At 62.0% G+C, this 17,498-nt stretch carries 17 protein-coding genes; 12 read left to right on the top strand and 5 right to left on the bottom strand.

The genetic code is table 11. The features are described 5' to 3' along the window. The first annotated feature begins 25 nt into the window (after positions 1-25). The 8 genes from cobU to ABCR88_RS24310 all read left to right on the top strand — a co-directional run bounded on the left by cobU (position 26) and on the right by ABCR88_RS24310 (position 5,359). On the top strand, positions 26-547 hold the full coding sequence (gene cobU, locus ABCR88_RS24345; RefSeq protein WP_041119473.1) for a bifunctional adenosylcobinamide kinase/adenosylcobinamide-phosphate guanylyltransferase: 522 nt from the start codon (positions 26-28) through the stop codon (positions 545-547). After that, a complete protein-coding gene (gene cobT / locus ABCR88_RS24340; RefSeq protein ID WP_350403634.1) occupies positions 544-1,599 on the top strand; it encodes a nicotinate-nucleotide--dimethylbenzimidazole phosphoribosyltransferase in 1,056 nt (351 codons plus the stop codon). Before cobU ends, cobT begins: the two co-directional genes overlap by 4 nt. Then, on the top strand, positions 1,596-2,171 hold the full coding sequence (gene cobC / locus ABCR88_RS24335) for an alpha-ribazole phosphatase family protein (RefSeq protein WP_041119472.1): 576 nt from the start codon (positions 1,596-1,598) through the stop codon (positions 2,169-2,171). The genes cobT and cobC overlap by 4 nt, the downstream gene beginning before the upstream one ends. A gap of 1 nt (position 2,172) precedes the next feature. Further along, the gene (locus tag ABCR88_RS24330; protein WP_041119471.1) at positions 2,173-2,904 is read left to right on the top strand and encodes an adenosylcobinamide-GDP ribazoletransferase; all 732 of its coding nucleotides are present in this window, start codon (positions 2,173-2,175) and stop codon (positions 2,902-2,904) included. Positions 2,905-2,973: 69 nt separating this feature from the next. Next, positions 2,974-3,378, top strand: coding sequence for a MarR family winged helix-turn-helix transcriptional regulator (locus ABCR88_RS24325; protein ID WP_015636631.1), 405 nt, complete (start codon positions 2,974-2,976; stop codon positions 3,376-3,378). A gap of 61 nt (positions 3,379-3,439) precedes the next feature. Further along, complete coding sequence (locus ABCR88_RS24320; RefSeq protein WP_171820765.1) at positions 3,440-4,633, top strand: MFS transporter; 1,194 nt, start codon at positions 3,440-3,442, stop codon at positions 4,631-4,633. After that, positions 4,630-4,752: a hypothetical protein gene (locus tag ABCR88_RS24315; protein WP_015636629.1), complete on the top strand. Its 123-nt coding sequence runs from the start codon at positions 4,630-4,632 to the stop codon at positions 4,750-4,752. Before ABCR88_RS24320 ends, ABCR88_RS24315 begins: the two co-directional genes overlap by 4 nt. 55 nt (positions 4,753-4,807) lie before the next feature. Continuing rightward, positions 4,808-5,359 carry a redoxin domain-containing protein gene (locus ABCR88_RS24310; RefSeq protein WP_015636628.1) on the top strand — a complete coding sequence of 184 codons (552 nt, stop codon included), beginning with the start codon at positions 4,808-4,810 and terminating at the stop codon, positions 5,357-5,359. A gap of 79 nt (positions 5,360-5,438) precedes the next feature. Here ABCR88_RS24310 and ABCR88_RS24305 read toward each other — a convergent pair whose 3' ends face one another. From ABCR88_RS24305 to ABCR88_RS24295, 3 genes are all read right to left on the bottom strand, one after another. Then, positions 5,439-6,719: an outer membrane protein transport protein gene (locus ABCR88_RS24305; RefSeq protein ID WP_041119469.1), complete on the bottom strand. Its 1,281-nt coding sequence runs from the start codon at positions 6,717-6,719 to the stop codon at positions 5,439-5,441. A 144-nt stretch (positions 6,720-6,863) separates the two neighbouring features. Then, complete coding sequence (locus tag ABCR88_RS24300; RefSeq protein ID WP_015636627.1) at positions 6,864-7,346, bottom strand: hypothetical protein; 483 nt, start codon at positions 7,344-7,346, stop codon at positions 6,864-6,866. Positions 7,347-7,618: 272 nt separating this feature from the next. Beyond that, entirely contained in the window at positions 7,619-7,843 is a 225-nt protein-coding gene (locus ABCR88_RS24295) for a hypothetical protein (protein ID WP_011062680.1), read from the bottom strand. Between the two features lie 876 nt (positions 7,844-8,719). On the opposite strand from ABCR88_RS24295, the gene ABCR88_RS24290 reads away from it, so the two are divergent. After that, a complete protein-coding gene (locus tag ABCR88_RS24290) occupies positions 8,720-9,043 on the top strand; it encodes a sel1 repeat family protein (RefSeq protein ID WP_041119468.1) in 324 nt (107 codons plus the stop codon). A 175-nt stretch (positions 9,044-9,218) separates the two neighbouring features. After that, the gene (gene rmuC, locus ABCR88_RS24285) at positions 9,219-10,586 is read left to right on the top strand and encodes a DNA recombination protein RmuC (RefSeq protein WP_162865008.1); all 1,368 of its coding nucleotides are present in this window, start codon (positions 9,219-9,221) and stop codon (positions 10,584-10,586) included. A 15-nt stretch (positions 10,587-10,601) separates the two neighbouring features. Here the strand turns inward: rmuC and ABCR88_RS24280 are convergent, their stop codons facing one another. Together ABCR88_RS24280 and ABCR88_RS24275 are read right to left on the bottom strand one after the other, a co-directional pair. Continuing rightward, on the bottom strand, positions 10,602-14,075 hold the full coding sequence (locus tag ABCR88_RS24280; protein WP_011062677.1) for a PAS domain-containing hybrid sensor histidine kinase/response regulator: 3,474 nt from the start codon (positions 14,073-14,075) through the stop codon (positions 10,602-10,604). Between the two features lie 133 nt (positions 14,076-14,208). Beyond that, entirely contained in the window at positions 14,209-14,754 is a 546-nt protein-coding gene (locus ABCR88_RS24275) for a TetR/AcrR family transcriptional regulator (protein WP_015636625.1), read from the bottom strand. Positions 14,755-14,846: 92 nt separating this feature from the next. Between ABCR88_RS24275 and ABCR88_RS24270 the strand changes: the two genes are divergently transcribed. Beyond that, the gene (locus ABCR88_RS24270; RefSeq protein ID WP_325985108.1) at positions 14,847-16,052 is read left to right on the top strand and encodes an MFS transporter; all 1,206 of its coding nucleotides are present in this window, start codon (positions 14,847-14,849) and stop codon (positions 16,050-16,052) included. 238 nt (positions 16,053-16,290) lie between these two features. Beyond that, entirely contained in the window at positions 16,291-17,442 is a 1,152-nt protein-coding gene (locus ABCR88_RS24265; RefSeq protein WP_015636623.1) for a TDT family transporter, read from the top strand. Positions 17,443-17,498: the final 56 nt, after the last annotated feature.

Genomic DNA, 17,498 nt, shown 5'->3' with positions numbered 1-17,498 from the left:
TCTTCCCTATCAGAGGTGCCCAAGCATGTTGCAACTGATCCTCGGCGGTGCCCGGTCCGGCAAGAGCCGCCTCGCTGAAAAGCTCGCCGGTGACAGCGCCCTGGCGGTGACCTACATCGCCACCAGCCAGCCCCTGGATGGCGAGATGAATCAACGCATTGCCCATCATCGCGAGCGGCGTCCGGCCCATTGGGGCTTGATCGAGGAGCCGCTGGAGCTGGCCCGGGTGCTGCAGGAATCTGCCGGCGAAGGGCGCTGCCTGCTGGTGGACTGCCTGACCCTGTGGCTGACCAACCTGCTGATGCTTGAGGACCCCGAGCGTCTGGCCGCCGAACGCGAGGCCTTGTTGCATTGCCTGGCGAACTTGCCGGGGGAGATCATTTTTGTCAGCAACGAAACCGGAATGGGTGTCGTGCCGCTGGGCGAATTGACTCGCCGCTATGTGGATGAAGCCGGTTGGCTGCATCAAGCCCTGGCCGAGCGGTGTCAGCGAGTGGTGCTGACGGTCGCCGGCCTGCCCCTGACTTTGAAAGGAACTGCGTTATGAGTAACTCTTGGTGGCTGGAACCGTGCAAGGCAATCGACACCCAGATGGTCGAGCAGGCCCTGGCGCGTCAGCAGCAACTGACCAAGCCGGCCGGCTCTCTCGGTCGCCTGGAGCCACTGGCGGTACGCCTGGCGGGCCTGCAAGGACGGCTCAAGCCCGGCATCGAGCGGCTATGGATCGCCATCTTCGCCGGTGACCATGGGATGGTGGCCGAGGGCGTTTCTGCCTACCCGCAGGAAGTCACCGGGCAGATGTTGTTGAACTTCGTCAGCGGCGGAGCGGCCATCAGCGTGCTGGCCCGGCAACTGCAGGCGCAACTGGAGGTGGTGGATCTGGGCACAGTGACGCCAGGCTTGAACCTGCCGGGGGTGCGCCACCTGAACCTGGGGGCCGGCACGCAGAATTTTGTCCAGGGGCCGGCGATGACCCGTGCACAGGGCGAGCAGGCCCTGCAAGCCGGCCGCGACAGCGCGCTGCGGGCTCATGCCGACGGCGCCCAGCTGTTTATCGGCGGTGAAATGGGCATCGGCAATACCACCGCAGCCAGTGCCATTGCCTGTGCCCTGCTGGGTATTCCAGTGGCGCAACTGGCCGGGCCGGGCACCGGCCTGAATGCCGAGGGGGTCAATCACAAGGCGCAGGTTATCGAGCGTGCCCTGGCGCTGCACGATGCCTCTCGCGGCGATGCCTTGCAGACCCTGTTCAACCTGGGTGGCTTTGAAGTGGCGGCGTTGGTCGGGGCTTACCTGGCGTGTGCCCAGGAGGGTATTGCGGTGCTGGTGGACGGTTTCATCTGCAGCGTCGCCGCGTTGGTGGCGGTGCGTCTGAATCCGGCCTGCGCGCCCTGGTTGCTGTTTGCCCACCAGGGCGCCGAGCCCGGGCACCGGCATGTGCTGCAGACCCTGCAAGCCGAACCCTTGCTGGACCTGGGCCTGCGCCTGGGTGAAGGCAGCGGCGCCGCCCTGGCAGTGCCGTTGCTGCGGCTGGCCTGTGACCTGCACGGGCAGATGGCGACTTTCGCCGAAGCAGCGGTGGCGGATCGTCCGGCATGACCTTGTACTTGGACCTGTTGCGCCACGGTGAAACCGAACTGGGTGGTGGCCTGCGCGGCAGCCTGGACGATGCGTTGACTGCAACGGGCTGGCAACAGATGCGTGAAGCCGTCCAGGGGCGGGGTCCCTGGGACCGGGTACTGAGTTCGCCCTTGCAGCGCTGTGCGCGTTTCGCCCAAGAAATGGCGGAGCAGCTGCAGTTGCCGCTGAGCCTCGAGCCTGATCTTCAGGAACTGCACTTTGGTGCCTGGGAAGGGCAGAGCGCGGCGGCGCTGATGGAAACCGACGCCGATGATCTGGGACGTTTCTGGGCCGATCCCTATGCATTCACCCCGCCTGGGGGCGAGCCGGTAGAGCTGTTCTCCCTGCGGGTGCTAGGGGCGATAGAGCGCTTGTACCAGGCCTGCGCCGGGCAGCGTGTGCTGCTGGTCAGCCATGGCGGGGTCATGCGCCTGCTGCTGGCCCGGGCTCGAGGGCTGCCGCGCCAGCAGTTGTTGAACGTTGAAGTGGGTCATGGCGCGCTGTTTCGCCTGCAGGTCGCCAGCGAAGGCCGGATGAGCGAGGAGGGCTGAGATGTTGCCGTTCTGGATTGCCTTGCAGTTTCTCAGCAGCCTGCCGGTCCGTCTGCCGGGCATGCCTCGGCCTGAAGAGCTGGGCCGCTCGCTGTTGTTCTATCCGTTGGTGGGGCTGCTGTTCGGCGTGCTGTTGTGGGTGCTGAATGCCATGCTGGGCGGTGTTCCCCTGTTGCTGCATGCGGCCTTGCTGTTGACCGCCTGGGTCTTGCTCAGCGGTGGTCTGCACCTGGATGGCCTGGCGGACAGTGCCGATGCCTGGCTGGGAGGCTTTGGCGATCGAGAGCGGACCCTGAGCATCATGAAGGACCCCCGTAGTGGTCCCATCGCCGTGGTGACCCTGGTGCTGGTGCTGCTGCTCAAGTTCACCGCCCTGGTGGCGCTGATCGAACAGCAGCAGGGCTTTGCCTTGTTGCTGGCGCCGCTGATCGGCCGCGGGGCATTGCTGGGCCTGTTTCTCTGCACGCCTTATGTGCGTGCCGGTGGGCTGGGGCAGGCGCTGGCTGACCACCTGCCAGGTGTGGCCGGGCGGCAAGTGCTGGGCTTGAGCGTGCTGGCCTGTTTGCTGCTGGGGGGCTACAGCGGGTTATGGGCAGTGCTGCTGGCCACTGTGCTGTTCTTCTGGCTGCGGCAAGTGATGATGCGGCGCCTGGGTGGTACCACTGGAGACACTGCCGGGGCTGTGCTTGAACTGTTGGAAACTGCCGTATTGCTCGGGGTGGCGCTGTTTTGAGTGGAGCACGGGATTGATGATTTTATGAAAAATCTTGCCTTGGAATAATCACGGGTATATACACGCACCATGCTTCCCTCTCAGTGTTTGTGCACCAACCTGCGTCGCGCCGCCCGTGGCGTCAGCAGGTACTACGACGGCGCCCTTGATGGCTTCGGGATCAACGTTGCCCAGTATTCTCTGCTGAACAACCTGTTGCGCCTTGATCAGCCAAGCATTTCCAGCCTGGCGGAAGCCATGGGGCTGGATCGCAGCACGCTCGGGCGCAACGTGCGGGTCCTGGAAGCTGCAGGGTTGGTGCGCCTGCAGGAAGGCGACGATCAGCGAAACCGGCTGGTGCTGTTGACCGAGGCCGGGCATGAGCGGCTGGTGGCGGCCTTGCCTGCGTGGGAAGCGGCTCAGCAGCGGTTGATCGATCGCCTGGGTGTGGAAAAGCGTGAAACCTTGTTGGCCTTGCTGAACGAACTGTCTTGAGCGCCTTTCGTTCGACTATAAGCGGGTATATACCCGTAACTGGAGAATAAAAATGTCATCGATGTGGCGTACCAGCGGCTGGGTGCTTCTCGGCAGCGCATTGATCCTGGCCTTGTCGCTGGGGATCAGGCATGGCTTCGGCCTGTTCCTGCCGCCCATGAGCGCGCAGTTTGGCTGGGGGCGCGAAGTCTTCGCCTTCGCCATTGCCCTGCAGAACCTGATCTGGGGGCTGGCCCAGCCTTTTACCGGAGCCTTGGCCGATCGTTTTGGTGCGGCGAAAGTGGTGCTGGTGGGTGGCGTGCTGTACGCGGTCGGGCTGGTGTTCATGGGGCTGTCGGATTCGGCCCTGACCCTGTCCCTGAGTGCCGGGCTGCTGATCGGCATAGGTCTGTCGGGTACGTCCTTTTCGGTAATTCTCGGTGTTGTCGGCCGCGCCTTGCCGCCGGAAAAACGCAGCATGGGCATGGGGATTGCCAGCGCGGCAGGTTCCTTCGGCCAATTTGCCATGCTCCCCGGAACCCTGGGGCTGATCGGCTGGCTGGGCTGGTCTACGGCGCTGCTGGTGCTGGGCTTGCTGGTGGCCTTGATCGTGCCATTGGTGAGCATGCTCAAGGACAAACCGCTGCCGGCGCTGGGGCATGAGCAGAGCCTCATGGAGGCCTTGCGTGAAGCCTGTTCCCATTCAGGGTTCTGGCTGTTGGCATTCGGCTTTTTCGTCTGTGGCTTCCAGGTGGTGTTCATCGGCGTGCACCTGCCGGCGTATCTGGTGGACCAGCACTTGCCGGCGACCGTGGGCACCACGGTGCTGGCCCTGATTGGCCTGTTCAATATCTTTGGTACCTATACCGCCGGCTGGCTGGGTGGGCGGATGTCCAAGCCGCGCCTGCTGACGGGCCTGTATCTGCTACGGGCGGTGGTGATCGGGCTGTTCCTGTGGTTGCCGGTGACTCAGACCAGCGCCTACCTGTTCGGCATGGCCATGGGCTTTCTCTGGCTGTCCACCGTGCCTTTGACCAACGGCACCGTGGCTACCTTGTTTGGCGTGCGCAACCTGTCCATGCTCGGCGGCATTGTGTTCCTGTTCCACCAATTGGGGTCTTTCCTTGGTGGTTGGCTGGGGGGCGTGGTGTATGACCGTACCGGGAGCTACGACTTGATCTGGCAGGTTGCGATTCTCCTTAGTCTGTTGGCTGCGGCACTGAACTGGCCGGTGCGCGAGCAGCCGGTGGCGCGCTTGCAGGCCAGCGCGGCATGAACCGCTGGCTGCTGCGCGGTGCCGGCCTGGGCCTCGGCATTCTATTGTTGCTGCTGGCCTGGTGGGGCTGGCACCGGGGCGGGCTGGCGCTGATGCAATTGGGCATGGGCGCTTGCTAGGGGAGCTAGGGGGCGAGTAACGTCGTTGCCCGACACTTTGACAAGGATTCTGGACATGGCTATGCGCTGGTTTGCGGTTCCAGCTTTACTCGCGACCTTGGCCGGCTCGGCATGGGCGGCGGACTGTCCGCCCCTGTTGCAGGGCTCCTTGCCCAAATTGCACGCCAAGGAATCCATCGACCTGTGCCAGCGCTTTGCCGGTAAGCCGCTGGTGGTGGTCAATACGGCGAGCTTCTGCGGGTTTGCTCCGCAATTCAAAGGCCTCGAGGCGCTGTACCAGCGTTACAAGGATCAAGGGCTGGAAGTGGTGGGCGTGCCCTCCAATGACTTCAAGCAAGAGTCCAAGGATGGCGCGGAGACTGCCAAGGTCTGCTACGTCAATTACGGCGTGACCTTCACCATGACCGAGCCGCAGAAGGTTCGGGGGGCGGATGCGGTGCACCTATTCAAGGTGCTGGCGCAGCAGAGTAGCGCGCCGAAGTGGAATTTCTATAAATACGTGGTGGATCGCCAGGGCAATGTGATTGCCAACTTTTCCAGCCTGACCAAGCCGGACAATCCGGAATTCATCGAAGCGGTGGAGAAGGCATTGGCGTCGAAATCCTGAGAAAGCCTATTCATTAGCCAATAAAAAACCCGCATCTGCGGGTTTTTTATTGGTTTGAAACTGCGCGGCCTAGAGTTCGTTAGAACTTGTAGGTGGCGCCCAGGCCGTAGCCCCATGCGCTGTTCTGGTAAGTAGCGCTGTAGGCATTGCCTTTGCCGGTCCTGTTGACGTTGACGTCTTCTTCCTTCAGGTAGGAAACCGCCAGGTCCAGAGTCAGGTCTTCAGTCGGGCTGTAGCCGGCACCGAAGCTGATGGCCTTACGGTCACCGGTAGGGATACGTACGGAACGGTCGGTGTTGTTGGTTGGCGCCTGGTCAACCGAGAGGCCGCTGCGCAGAACCCACTCTTTGTTGACCTTGTAGGAAACACCAACAGCCGAGGCCCAGGTGTCGTGCCAGTTCTGTGGCTCGGTGATGGTGCCGATCGGGCCCCTGGAACCGCCAAGCGGGGCAGGAACACCTTCGTTGTTCACGGTGATGTCTTTCAGGCGGCTCCAGCGAGTCCAGGTGCTACCTGCGTAGACGGTCCACTGGTCATCCAGTTTCTGGGTGACAGAGAAGTCGACGACTTCCGGAGTGGTGATGTCCAGCGAGGCGTCGTAACGGCCGCCATTGAACGGACCGAAGCCCGGGCCGGCGATGTTGGTGTGGCCTTCCAGCTTGTACTTGACCTTCGAGTGGTAGGTCAGGCCCAGGCGAGTAGTGTCGGTAGGCTGGACGATGATGCCGACGTTGTAGCCGATGGCGGTATCGTCACCCTTGATCTTCACGCTGCCATCATTGCGGCCGAAGAGCGCAGGGTTTGGAAACGGAGTCGCGGAAGTCAGTTCACCGCTCAGGCGGTTGATGGTCGGGCCGAAGCCGATCGACACCATGTCATTGAAGGCATAGCTGACGGTCGGTTGCAGGGTGACGACCTTGACTACGCTCTTGTCGCCGTAATAGCGGCTGGCAGAAGTGGACTCATAGTTGGTAACCAGGCCGAAGGGTGCATAGGCGCCCAGACCCAATGCCCAGCCGTTGCCCAGTTGTTTGACGAAGAACCCCATAGGAACGCTGGTGAACGGAACCATGTCGCCGTCGCTGGTGCCGCCGGGTGGGCCGCCCTTGACGTTTTTCAGGTTGGTCTTGGCATCGATTGCCGCTACGCCGACAGTTACCTGGTCACGTTGCAGCAGGGACATGCCGGCAGGGTTACCGTAAACGGTGCTGGCATCTTCGGCAGAAGAGGAACGACCCGCGAAGCCGGTACCCATGCCGCTGATGCTTTGTTCGTTAAGAGCAAAACCGCTGGCGAAAAGTTGGGTAGAGGCAAGTGCAACCGCGAGACTTATGGTGGATTTGAGCATTACTTTTTTCATTATTAGAACTCCTGGTGATCACCGAGGCGAAAATTACCAACATTTCGATCTCGGCGCTATAGGCTGCAACAGTTGATTTAGAGCGGTTTTGTAGGACAATCCGACCAAAATCGGCTTATTTCTCCGATTTTGCAAAAGTCGTTGTCAGCAGGCGACCTGGTTTAACGGTGCAATGCAGGTCTGCCAGGCGCAGGCGAAATCTCTTAAACGTCCTTGTGGTTGAAAGGTCTTCCTCCAGATGCGGGCCATGCCGAGCAGGTCGTCGGCAGCGGGGAGCGGCGTGTGTTGTTCTTCCACCAGCAACCAGGCAATGGCGGTGGCGTAACGCAGGTTGACGGTCAGTTCCAGGTGCGGCCCGCTGAGGAACGCATGCTGGCTGGCGAGCCCGCGAACCAGGCTGGCCCGTTCCGGATCCAGTGCCAGGTACTGGTCCCAGAGGGCTTGATGGCGCAATTCGGTGATGCGGTAGAGGCCGTGGCCACGACGATCGTGCAGGGCTGAGCCCAGCGCCGATTGGCTGGCGGCAATGCCCAGCAGCAGGACTTCAGCGGTTTTGCTATGGCTGCCCAAGTACATCAGCGTCGGGCGGATCACATAGCGGCACAACTCGCTGGCGGCGATACCCATAAAGCCCTCGAAGCGTGAAATGGCCGGCGAAACCTGAAGGGCGCTTGGCAGCAAAAAAGGATCAGGTTTGCCGGAAGCGGTTCAGGCCGCTTGACTTGAAGTGTAGTGTCATATCTGTGCTGTAAAGGACTGTTTTTAAAATATTTCCGTCCTCTTGTTATAAGCCTTATATCGATTGGTACTTTGTTCTGTAGGGTAAATGGGCGAATTGCAGGCAATAAAAAGCCCCGCGATCAGGCGAGGCTCTTCAGGGTTTTCAGCAGTTCGGCGTATCAGGCAACCAGGGCCTGGCGCGCACGTTCGATTACTGCCTGCAGCGGTTCGGCGCTGGAATACTGGTCGGGATACAGGCGTTCGCTGTGACGGGCGATCCCATGTTCGTTGACCAGGGTGAAGCTGAAGCAACCTTTGCGAGCGGCCATGATCAGGCAGTTCAACGGTGCAAAGGCGTGGGTTAGGGTGCGAATGGCATCCTGAGTCTGGATTTGAGTAGACATAATTATTAGGTGTTCCTACAAATGACACGGTTAAGAACCGTGCAACGTTAAAACGTTCCAGTAAACGTCGACCAGCATTGGTCAAACGAAGAACCTGACTGGAACAAAGCAGCCAGTTGCAGCGCGTTGATTGGTTGCGCTAGGGCTGGCAGGTAGGTACTTAGGAGGGCAGGCAACACAGCAAGGGCAAAGGTTCGGGGCCCAGGGTGGAGATCCTGATCAATTTGCAGGTTGGTTCGGTCAGAGTAAATGGCTCGAGCACTGCCGTTGAATTCGTATCAAGGGCGGGAGGGTGAGCTTTACCTGGAAACCATCGAGGTGGTCGGTCCTTGGTGTTCGACGTTGTGCTCGGTTGGAGACGCTGTCGATGGGACTTGTTCGACCAGAATTGACTTTCAGCTTGGTACTAACGGCGAGGATTCTATTGGGTTGAACGACATAATGCAAGTATGCTAGGAAAAAACTTTCAGAAGAGGCCAGAGGCTCAAGCATCAGCTGTGTAACCGTTGCTGTTGTGGCGTGTACGAAAACAGTGCGTTACCGGCGTTAATTTGCGCAAGGTTGTGCACACTTGTTGCGCAGCGTGTCACCCCGTTGTCACCTTCCCCAACGCCCGCCCCTTAGCCTGTCTCGAGAATTTAAGTCAATGATAAACATCGCTTTTTTTTACTGGTGAAAAAATCGTCAGTTTGACTGCAAGGCCCGTCTCATGGGGCTTTGGGAGGGTTGTGGAGGGGTTGTCCACTGAGTTATCCACAGCTTCTGTGGATTGTCCCAAGCGCTTGCTCTAGGACGGGCGTGCTGGCTCTTTTAGGCTTTACCCGAGCGAAAAAAGGAGTAGAGTGGCGCGCCTTCCGATCTGCCCCACAGTGCTTTATGAAGTTTCGCTCCGTATCACCTTCTGTTACCGCTACCCCTGCCAGTGTTACCGAACCCAAGCGGTTTTCCCTGCGCGTTGCTCTCTGGCTGTTGGACAGCCCGCGCCTTGGTCACAACCCCAACGTCAAGCATTTTGCTGGACGCCTGCTCAAGCAGCCGGCCCGGGAAGGCGTGGTCGCGGCGCAGAGTCGCCTGGGCCAGCTGATGTGCCGCGAATGCGGCAACGCCCGTGATCGTCGCATCGGCCATGACCTGTTGCGCCAGGCTGCCCGTGCCGGCGACCGCCGTGCGCAACTGGAGCTGGGCCGGATCGAAGGCTGAGCTGTCCAACACTCGGACGCTTGGTTAACCTTCATTTCTTCTTTCTACGGCAGGAATCGCTATGGCTATGGACTTGACCAGCTTGCTGCTTGGCCTGGCGGGAGCTGCGCTGCCGCTACTGGTTCTGGCCTGGCAACTGCAACGCCGGGCCAGTTCCAGCCAGACTGAGCTGAGCCTGCTGGAAGAGCGCCTGGCCACGGCCCAATTGGCCCAGGAGGGGTTGGCAGCACAGTTGGATGCCAGCCGCGATGAAGTCAGCGACCTGAGCCAGGCCAATGCTCTGAAGCAGGCGGACCTGGCAGCCCTGCGCCGCGAGGTCGAATTGCTGCAGATCGAGCGCGATAACGCCCGTGATGCCGCCCACGCCTGGAACCTGGAACGGGCCGCCAAAGAAAACGAATTGCGCCGGCTGGATGCCCTGGCGGCGTCCTTGAATGCCGAGCTTCGTGAGCAGCAGGACAGCCACCAGCAGCGCCTGACCGATCTGCAAGGCTCGCGGGATGAGTTGCGCGCCCAGTTCGCCGAGCTGGCGGGGAAGATCTTCGATGAGCGCGAACAGCGTTTCGCCGAGACCAGTCAGCAGCGCCTTGGGCAGTTGCTGGACCCGCTCAAGGAGCGCATCCAGTCCTTCGAGAAGCGGGTCGAGGAAAGCTATCAGGCCGAAGCCCGGGAGCGCTTCTCCCTGGCCAAGGAGCTGGAGCGCCTGCAACAGCTGAACCTGCGCCTGAGCGATGAGGCCACCAACCTGACCCGTGCCCTCAAGGGGCAGAAGACTCAGGGCAACTGGGGCGAGCTGATTCTGGAGCGAGTGCTGGAGCACGCCGGCCTGGAAAAGGGCCGCGAGTATCAGACTCAGGTCAGCCTCAAGGGCCCGGATGGCGAGCGCTTCCAGCCTGACGTGCTGATCATGTTGCCGGGTGACAAGCAGGTGGTAGTGGATTCCAAGGTCAGCCTCACGGCTTACCAGCAATACGTCGGTAGCGACGATCCGCAGGTCGCCCAGGCGGCCCTGAAACAGCACGTGCTGTCCTTGCGCAATCACGTCAAAGGTCTGGCCGGCAAGGATTACAAGCGCCTTGAAGGCTTGCACAGCCTCGATTTCGTGCTGCTGTTCGTGCCCATCGAGGCAGCGTTTTCCGCGGCTCTGCAGGCCGAGCCGAATCTGTTCCAGGAAGCCTTTGACCGGCATATCGTGATCGTCAGCCCAACTACGTTGCTGGCCACCTTGCGGGTGATCGACAGCCTGTGGAAGCAGGAACGCCAGAGCCAGAATGCCCGGGAGATCGCTGAGCGCGCCGGCTGGCTGTACGACAAGTTCGTGCTGTTTATCCAGGACCTGGATGAAGTGGGCAATCGCCTGCAACAACTGGACAAGGCCTACGCCGCTGCGCGTAACAAGCTGACTGAAGGGCGTGGCAACCTGGTCAGCCGTAGCGAGCAGCTCAAGCTGCTTGGCGCCCGGGCCAGCAAGAGCTTGCCGGCGGACTTGCTGGAGCGGGCCATGACCGACGCCGAAGGACGCGAGCTGGAATTGCCGGAGTAATCCGCCAAAGGCCCGTCAGCCCAGGGGCAGGTGCCGGCTCAGCAGGGCGCGCAAGGCCGCCGGCTTCACCGGCTTGGCCAGATAGTCCAGGCCCGCTGCATGGACTTGGGCGACCATTTCAGGGCGCCCATCGGCACTGATCACGACCCCCGGTACCGGCTCGCCCAGTTGCGTGCGCAGCCAGGCCATGACCTCGGTTCCGGTCTCGCCGTTATCCAGGTGGTAGTCCACCAGGGCCAGTTGCGGGCGGATGCCTTCTTTGAGCAGCGCCGCGCATTCCTCGCGGTTGCGGGCGGTCCAGACCTGGCAGCCCCAGCGGGTGAGCAGGCTGTTCATGCCGATCAGAATGCTGTCTTCATTATCGACGCAGAGCACTTGCCCGCCATTGAGGGACTGGCCGTTGAGCTCGGCTGCCTTGCCTGGAGCCACCACGCTGCTGCGGGCCAGGGGTACGCTGACGCTGAATACGCTGCCTTTGCCGGGCCAGGAACGTACCTGCAACGGATGGCCGAGCACCCGGCACAGGCCATCGGCAATCGCCAGGCCCAGGCCCAGGCCTTTCTCGGCGCGGGTCTGGTGGCTGTCCAGGCGCTTGAATTCCTCGAAGATCACCTGCTGCTTGTCCTGGGGAATGCCCGGCCCCCGGTCCCAGACTTCCAGGCTCAACGTTTCACCACGGCGGCGCACTCCCAGTAAAACGGGGCCCTTGGCGTAACGGAAGGCATTGGTCAGAAAGTTCTGCAGCACCCGACGTAGCAGCTTGCTGTCGCTGTCGATGCGCAGATGGCTGCCGCGCACCCGGAACTGCAAGCCCTGTTCCTGGGCCAGGGCCTTGAATTCGGCTCCCAGGGTGTCGAACAGTTCGTTGAGAGCAAAGGGCTTGCGATCAGGGGTGATCTTGCCGTTTTCCAGGCGCGAGATGTCCAGCAGGTCGCTGATCAGGTCCTCGGCGGAGCGCAACGAACTGTCCAGATGCTGCACCAGTTGCTGGGCTTCGGCGGACAGGCCGTCGTCCTGGTGGGACAGGGCCGCGGAGAACAGGCGCGCGGCGTTCAGCGGTTGCATCAGATCGTGGCTGACCGCGGCCAGAAAACGCGTCTTCGACTGGTTGGCCGCTTCCGCCGTGCCCTTGGCCTCAGTCAGTGCTGCGTTGAGTTGCGACAGTTCGTGGGTACGCTCCGCCACTCGTTGTTCCAGCCCTTCATTGGCCTCGGTGAGGGCCTGCTCGGCTTCGCGGAACGGGGTGATGTCGGTGAAGCTCATGACAAAGCCGCCGCCGGGCATGGGGTTGCCGATCAGTTCGATGACCCGGCCATTGGGGAACAGTCGCTCGGAAGTATGAGCCCGACCCTGGCGCATCCAGTGCAGGCGCCGGGCCACATGGACTTCCGCCTCGCCAGGTCCGCACAGGCCGCGCTCGGCATTGTGACGAATGATGTCGGCAATTGGCCGGCCCACGCTGATCAGCCCATCGGGGTAGTTGAACAGCTCCAGGTAGCGGCGGTTCCAGGCCACCAGCTTCAGCGACTGATCGACCACGCTGATGCCCTGGGTAATGTTTTCAATCGCCCCTTGCAGCAGGGCCCGGTTGAACTGCAGCACCTCGGAGGCTTCGTCGGCGATGCGCACCACGTCTTCGAGCTGCATCTCTCGGCCTTCAATGGCGGCCTTGACCACCGCGCGGGTGGAAGAGGCGCCGAGCACACCGGCCAGCAGGCGCTCGGTATGGGCGATCCACTCGCCGTCGGCATTCTGGTTCGGGTTGAAGCCTTTGCCCTGACGATAGGCGAAGCGGATGAAGCTCTGGCGCGCACGTTCCTCACCGACAAAACGCGCGGCCAGTTTCAGCAGGTCGTCGATCTGTACCGCCAGCATCGAGCGGGAGCTGAGGCGGCCGCTGATTTCCTGGCCGATGAAGCGTCCGGCCTGCCAGTGCTCGGAGACTCGGGTGCGCGAGAGCACCGAAACCCAGGCGAACAGGGTGAAGTTGCCCGCCAGGGACAGCACTACGCCTTGGGTCAGCGGGGTGATCGGCAGGTTCAGCGGATTGCCGTGCAGCCAGGCCAGGCCGGGGAAACTGCTCAGAGACCAGCCCAGGCTGTGGGCGGCGATGGGCAGGATCAGGGTGTAGAACCAGATGAAGGTACCGGCAGCCAGGCCCGCGAATACACCGCGGCGGTTGGCCTGTTTCCAGTACAGCGCGCCGAGCATGGCCGGTGCCAGTTGGGTCACGGCGGCGAAGGCGATCTGGCCGATGGTGGCCAGGCTGGCGGTGGAGCCCAGCAGGCGATAGCTGACGTAGGCCAGCAACAGGATGACCACGATGCTCACCCGGCGCACCGAGAGCATCCAGTGGCGGAATACTTCGAACGGCCGCTCGGCATTCTTGTGGCGCAACAGCCAGGGCAGCAGCATGTCGTTGGAGACCATGGTGGACAGTGCCACGCTGGCGACGATCACCATGCCGGTGGCCGCCGAGGCGCCGCCGATGAATGCCAGCAGAGCCAGGGCGGGGTGGGCCTGGGCCAGGGGCAGACTGATGACGAAGGAGTCCGGCAATACGCTGCTGGGCAGGAGCATCTGCCCGGCGAGGGCGATGGGCACCACGAACAGCGCGGCGAGGGCCAGGTACGCCGGGAACACCCATTTGGCCAGGCGCAGATCCTGGGGTTCGATGTTTTCCACCACGGTGACGTGGAACTGCCGCGGCAGGCAGATGATCGCCATCATCGCCACCCCGGTTTGCACCACCATCGACGGCCAGTTGATGGTTTCCTTCCAGTACTGCTCCAGGCGCGGAGCCAGCATGGCCTGGTTGAACAGGTCGTCGAAGCCGTCATAGAGGCCGAAGGTGACGAAGGCGCCGACGGCGAGAAAGGCAAACAGCTTGACCAGGGATTCGAAGGCAATCGCCAGTACCATGCCGCGGTGGTGCTCGGTGGCATCGAGGTTGCGGGTCCCGAAGACGATGGTGAACAGGGCCAGGATCAGCGACACGATCAGCGCCGTGTCCTGGGCGCGGGTGCCCATGGCGTCTGCACCGGCACCGATCAGCAGGTTGACCCCAAGCACGATGCCCTTGAGCTGCAGGGCGATGTAGGGCAGTACCCCCACCAGGCAGATCAGTGCCACCACCACCGCCAGCGACTGGGATTTGCCATAGCGGGCAGCAATGAAGTCGGCGATCGAGGTGATGTTCTCCTGCTTGCTGATCATCACCATCTTCTGCAGCACCCAGGGGGCGAACACCAGCAGCAGGATGGGGCCGAGGTAGATCGGCAGGAAGGCCCAGAGCTGCTCGGCCGCCTGGCCTACCGCGCCAAAGAAGGTCCAGCTGGTGCAGTAGACCGCCAGCGACAGGCTGTATACCCAGGCCCGCACCCGCGGCGGAAGTGGCGCGCTGCGGCGGTCACCGTAGAAGGCGATGGCGAACATGATGGCCATATAGGCCAGGGCAACGGCGGCGATCAGCCCGCTGGACAACGACATGGAAACTCCGGAACAAAGACACCGGGCACCTCAGCCCGGCCAGACAGTCTGGCACGATGTTGGATTGGCGTCAGTGTCGACCAAGGTATCAGCGCGGCCTGATGTCGCAGGGCTGAGCCGAGGCGGGGAAGGGCTACGGCTGCAGAGCGATCTCGATCAGTTCATGGAGTTCCTGAACCGGCAGTGGCGTGGCGGAGAACAGGATGCGAAACACTGTCGGTGCTACCAGCAGGTTCAGCAGGCGGTCGATGTCCGGCAGGTGTTCCGTGTGGCCCTGATAGCGCTCGAGGATGCACTGCAACTGCCCGCTGAGGATGGTCACGCAATAGCCCGGGGTCGCGCTGCATTGCACATCGCGCATCATGTTGCGCCCGGGCTCCGAGCTCATTTCGTCCAGATACTGTTCGGCCCAGGCCCGCAGGTCGCCGCGCAGGCTGCCGGTATTGGCCGGTTCGCTGTCCGGGCGCATTCGTTCCAGGGCGACATCGGCCAGCAGGGCCGACAGGTCGCCCCAGCGCCGGTAGATGGTCGACGGAGTGACGCCTGCTCGGGCGGCGATCTGCGGCACGGTGAGGGACGAGCGATCCTGCTCTTCAAGGAGCTCGCGGACCGCGGTGTGAATGGATTCCTGGACCCGGGCGCTACGGCCGCCGGGGCGCAAACCTTCTTTGATAGCCATGGGGCGGCACCTTAACACAAAGAATTTGCTTTAAGCATTGGCGGGTAGCACACTGCACAAAAGCAAAATATTAGCTTTAGTGGAGCGTGCTTATGTCTGGTGCTATCGACACTTGCGTGTCCAACCGTCGCAGTCTGGTGTTTCTGGCCATTACCCTGTTGAGTTTTCTGGCTGCCTCCAGCGTACCGACCCCGCTGTACCACCTGTATCAGGAAAACCTGCACTTTTCCCCGGCGGTGCTGACCCTGATATTCGGGGTCTACGCGATGAGCCTGCTGGCGGCTCTGCTGACCGTAGGGTCGCTGTCGGATCACCTGGGGCGGCGACCGGTGATTTTTGTCGCCTTACTGCTCAATATCCTGGCGATGTTGCTGTTCATCAATGAAAGCGGAGTGCAGTGGCTGATTGCCGCGCGGGTGATGCAAGGCTTTGCCACCGGCATGGCCACCAGTGTGCTGGGGGCGGCCCTGCTGGATACCGATCGCCAGCAGGGGCCGTTGGTCAATAGCGTTGCGCCGCTATTGGGCATGGCCTGTGGAGCCATGGGGGCCAGCCTGTTGGTGGAGTTTGCGCCCTGGCCGCTGCAATTGAGCTACTGGCTGCTGCTCGGGGTGTTCGTGCTCCAGGCCGGGTATGTCTGGCGCTTGCCGGAAAGTGTCAGCCCGCAACCCGGTGCCTGGGCGTCGCTGAAACCCACGCTGCATGTGCCGGTGCAAGCGCGGCGCGCGTTATGGCTGGCCTTGCCGGTGGACGTGGCGGTGTGGGCGGTGGGCGGCTTTTATCTGTCGCTGGCGCCTTCGCTGGTCCGTGCGGCGACCGGCTCTACCTCGAACCTGATTGGCGGTGGCCTGGTGGCGGTGCTGACACTCAGCGGCGCGCTGATGATCTATTCCCTGCGTCAGCATCCTGCAGACAGGGTGCTGCGCCTGGGCGCCGGGATGCTGGCGGCGGGAGTGATGCTGATCCTTGCTGCGGTGCATAGCGCCAGCCTGCTGTTGTTCTTCTTTGGCACCTTGGTGCTGGGCAGCGGCTTTGGCGCCGGTTTTCTCGGTGCGCTGCGCAGTGTGGTACCACTGGCCCTGCCTCATGAGCGTGCGGGCCTGATGTCAGCGTTTTATGTGCTGAGCTACCTGGCCTTTTGCCTGCCGGCGTTGTTGGCTGGCAACCTGACCCGCAGCTTCGGCCTGATCGCTACTACTGACGGCTATGGTGCGGTACTGGTTCTCTTGTCCCTCGGGGCGCTGCTGGCCCTGATACGCCAGCGCCCGGTGGCGGCGTGTGGGGCGTCGGGGCTTTGAGCCCCAGGAGTCAAGGGCTGCGGGATTGTGCCTGGGAAGCCGCAGGGGAGAGGTGCTGTACGCCAATCAGATACGGGCGTGTCGCCGGGCGCGGTCCGATTGTGGTGATCGCTCCTGGGGCCGTGGCATAGATGTTTATCTGCAAAATAGATAACAGATAGAGAAATTACCCGTTATATAGATATTCGATTAGGTTCTACCATGTTTCCTACCTCATCGGAGGACAGGAGACACGACCATGACATGCCCCAATAGCGTTAAAAGCGGCCACCGGCCATTGAGCCATCTGCCGCATCCCCTCGAAGCTATTCGCCAATTCACCCCCAACTGGTTCGCCGCCACTATGGGCACCGGGGTTCTGGCCTTGGCGCTGGCCCAGTGGCCGGCCGAGGTTCCCGGCTTGCACCAGGTGGCAGAGGGTTTCTGGTGGCTGACCATCGCCCTGTTCCTGTTGTTTACCGCGATGTATACCGCGCGCTGGGTACTGTTCTTCGACGAGGCGCGGCGGATTTTTGGGCACTCCACGGTCTCGATGTTCTTCGGCACCATCCCCATGGGCCTGGCGACCATCATCAATGGCTTGCTGGTGTTCGGCATGCCTCGCTGGGGCGATGGTGTGGTGGAGGTGGCGCAACTGCTGTGGTGGCTGGATGTGGCCATGTCCCTGGCCTGCGGGATCCTGATTCCCTACATGATGTTCACCCGCCAGGAACACAGCATCGACCAGATGACCGCGGTCTGGCTGCTGCCGGTGGTGGCGGCCGAAGTGGCGGCGGCCAGTGGCGGCCTGCTTGCGCCTCATCTGCTGGATGCCCACGGACAGTTGGTAATGCTCAGCACCAGCTACGTGCTGTGGGCCTTTTCGCTGCCGGTGGCGTTCAGCATCCTGACCATCTTGCTGTTGCGCATGGCGCTGCACAAACTGCCCCATGAAAGCATGGCAGCGTCGAGCTGGCTGGCCCTGGGGCCAATCGGCACCGGTGCCCTGGGCATGCTGGTGCTGGGCGCCGATGCACCGGCGATCTTCGCCGCCAATGGCTTGCCCGGCGTCGGTGAGATTGCCGCCGGCCTGGGCCTGGTGGCGGGGCTCACACTGTGGGGGTTCGGTCTGTGGTGGATGTTGATGGCGGTGCTCATCACCCGCCGTTACCTGCGCGAAGGCATACCCTTCAATCTTGGCTGGTGGGGCTTTACCTTTCCTCTGGGCGTGTATTCGCTGGCCACCCTTAAACTGGGCAGCACCTTGCACCTGGGGTTTTTCAGTGTGTTTGGCGCGGTACTGGTAGCGGCGCTGGCGGTAATGTGGCTGATCGTGGCCAAGCGCACGGTTCAGGGGGCTTATAAAGGAGAGCTGTTTGTCTCGCCGTGCATTGCGGGGTTACGGAAATAATCGGCAAAGATAGGTAAGGTTGTGGCCTGGATCGATATTCGACATTCCAATAACAG

This window comes from Pseudomonas sp. W17, assembly GCF_040268305.1.
GTDB classification, from domain to species: domain Bacteria; phylum Pseudomonadota; class Gammaproteobacteria; order Pseudomonadales; family Pseudomonadaceae; genus Aquipseudomonas; species Aquipseudomonas protegens.
This window is presented reverse-complemented; position numbering and strand designations above follow the sequence as displayed.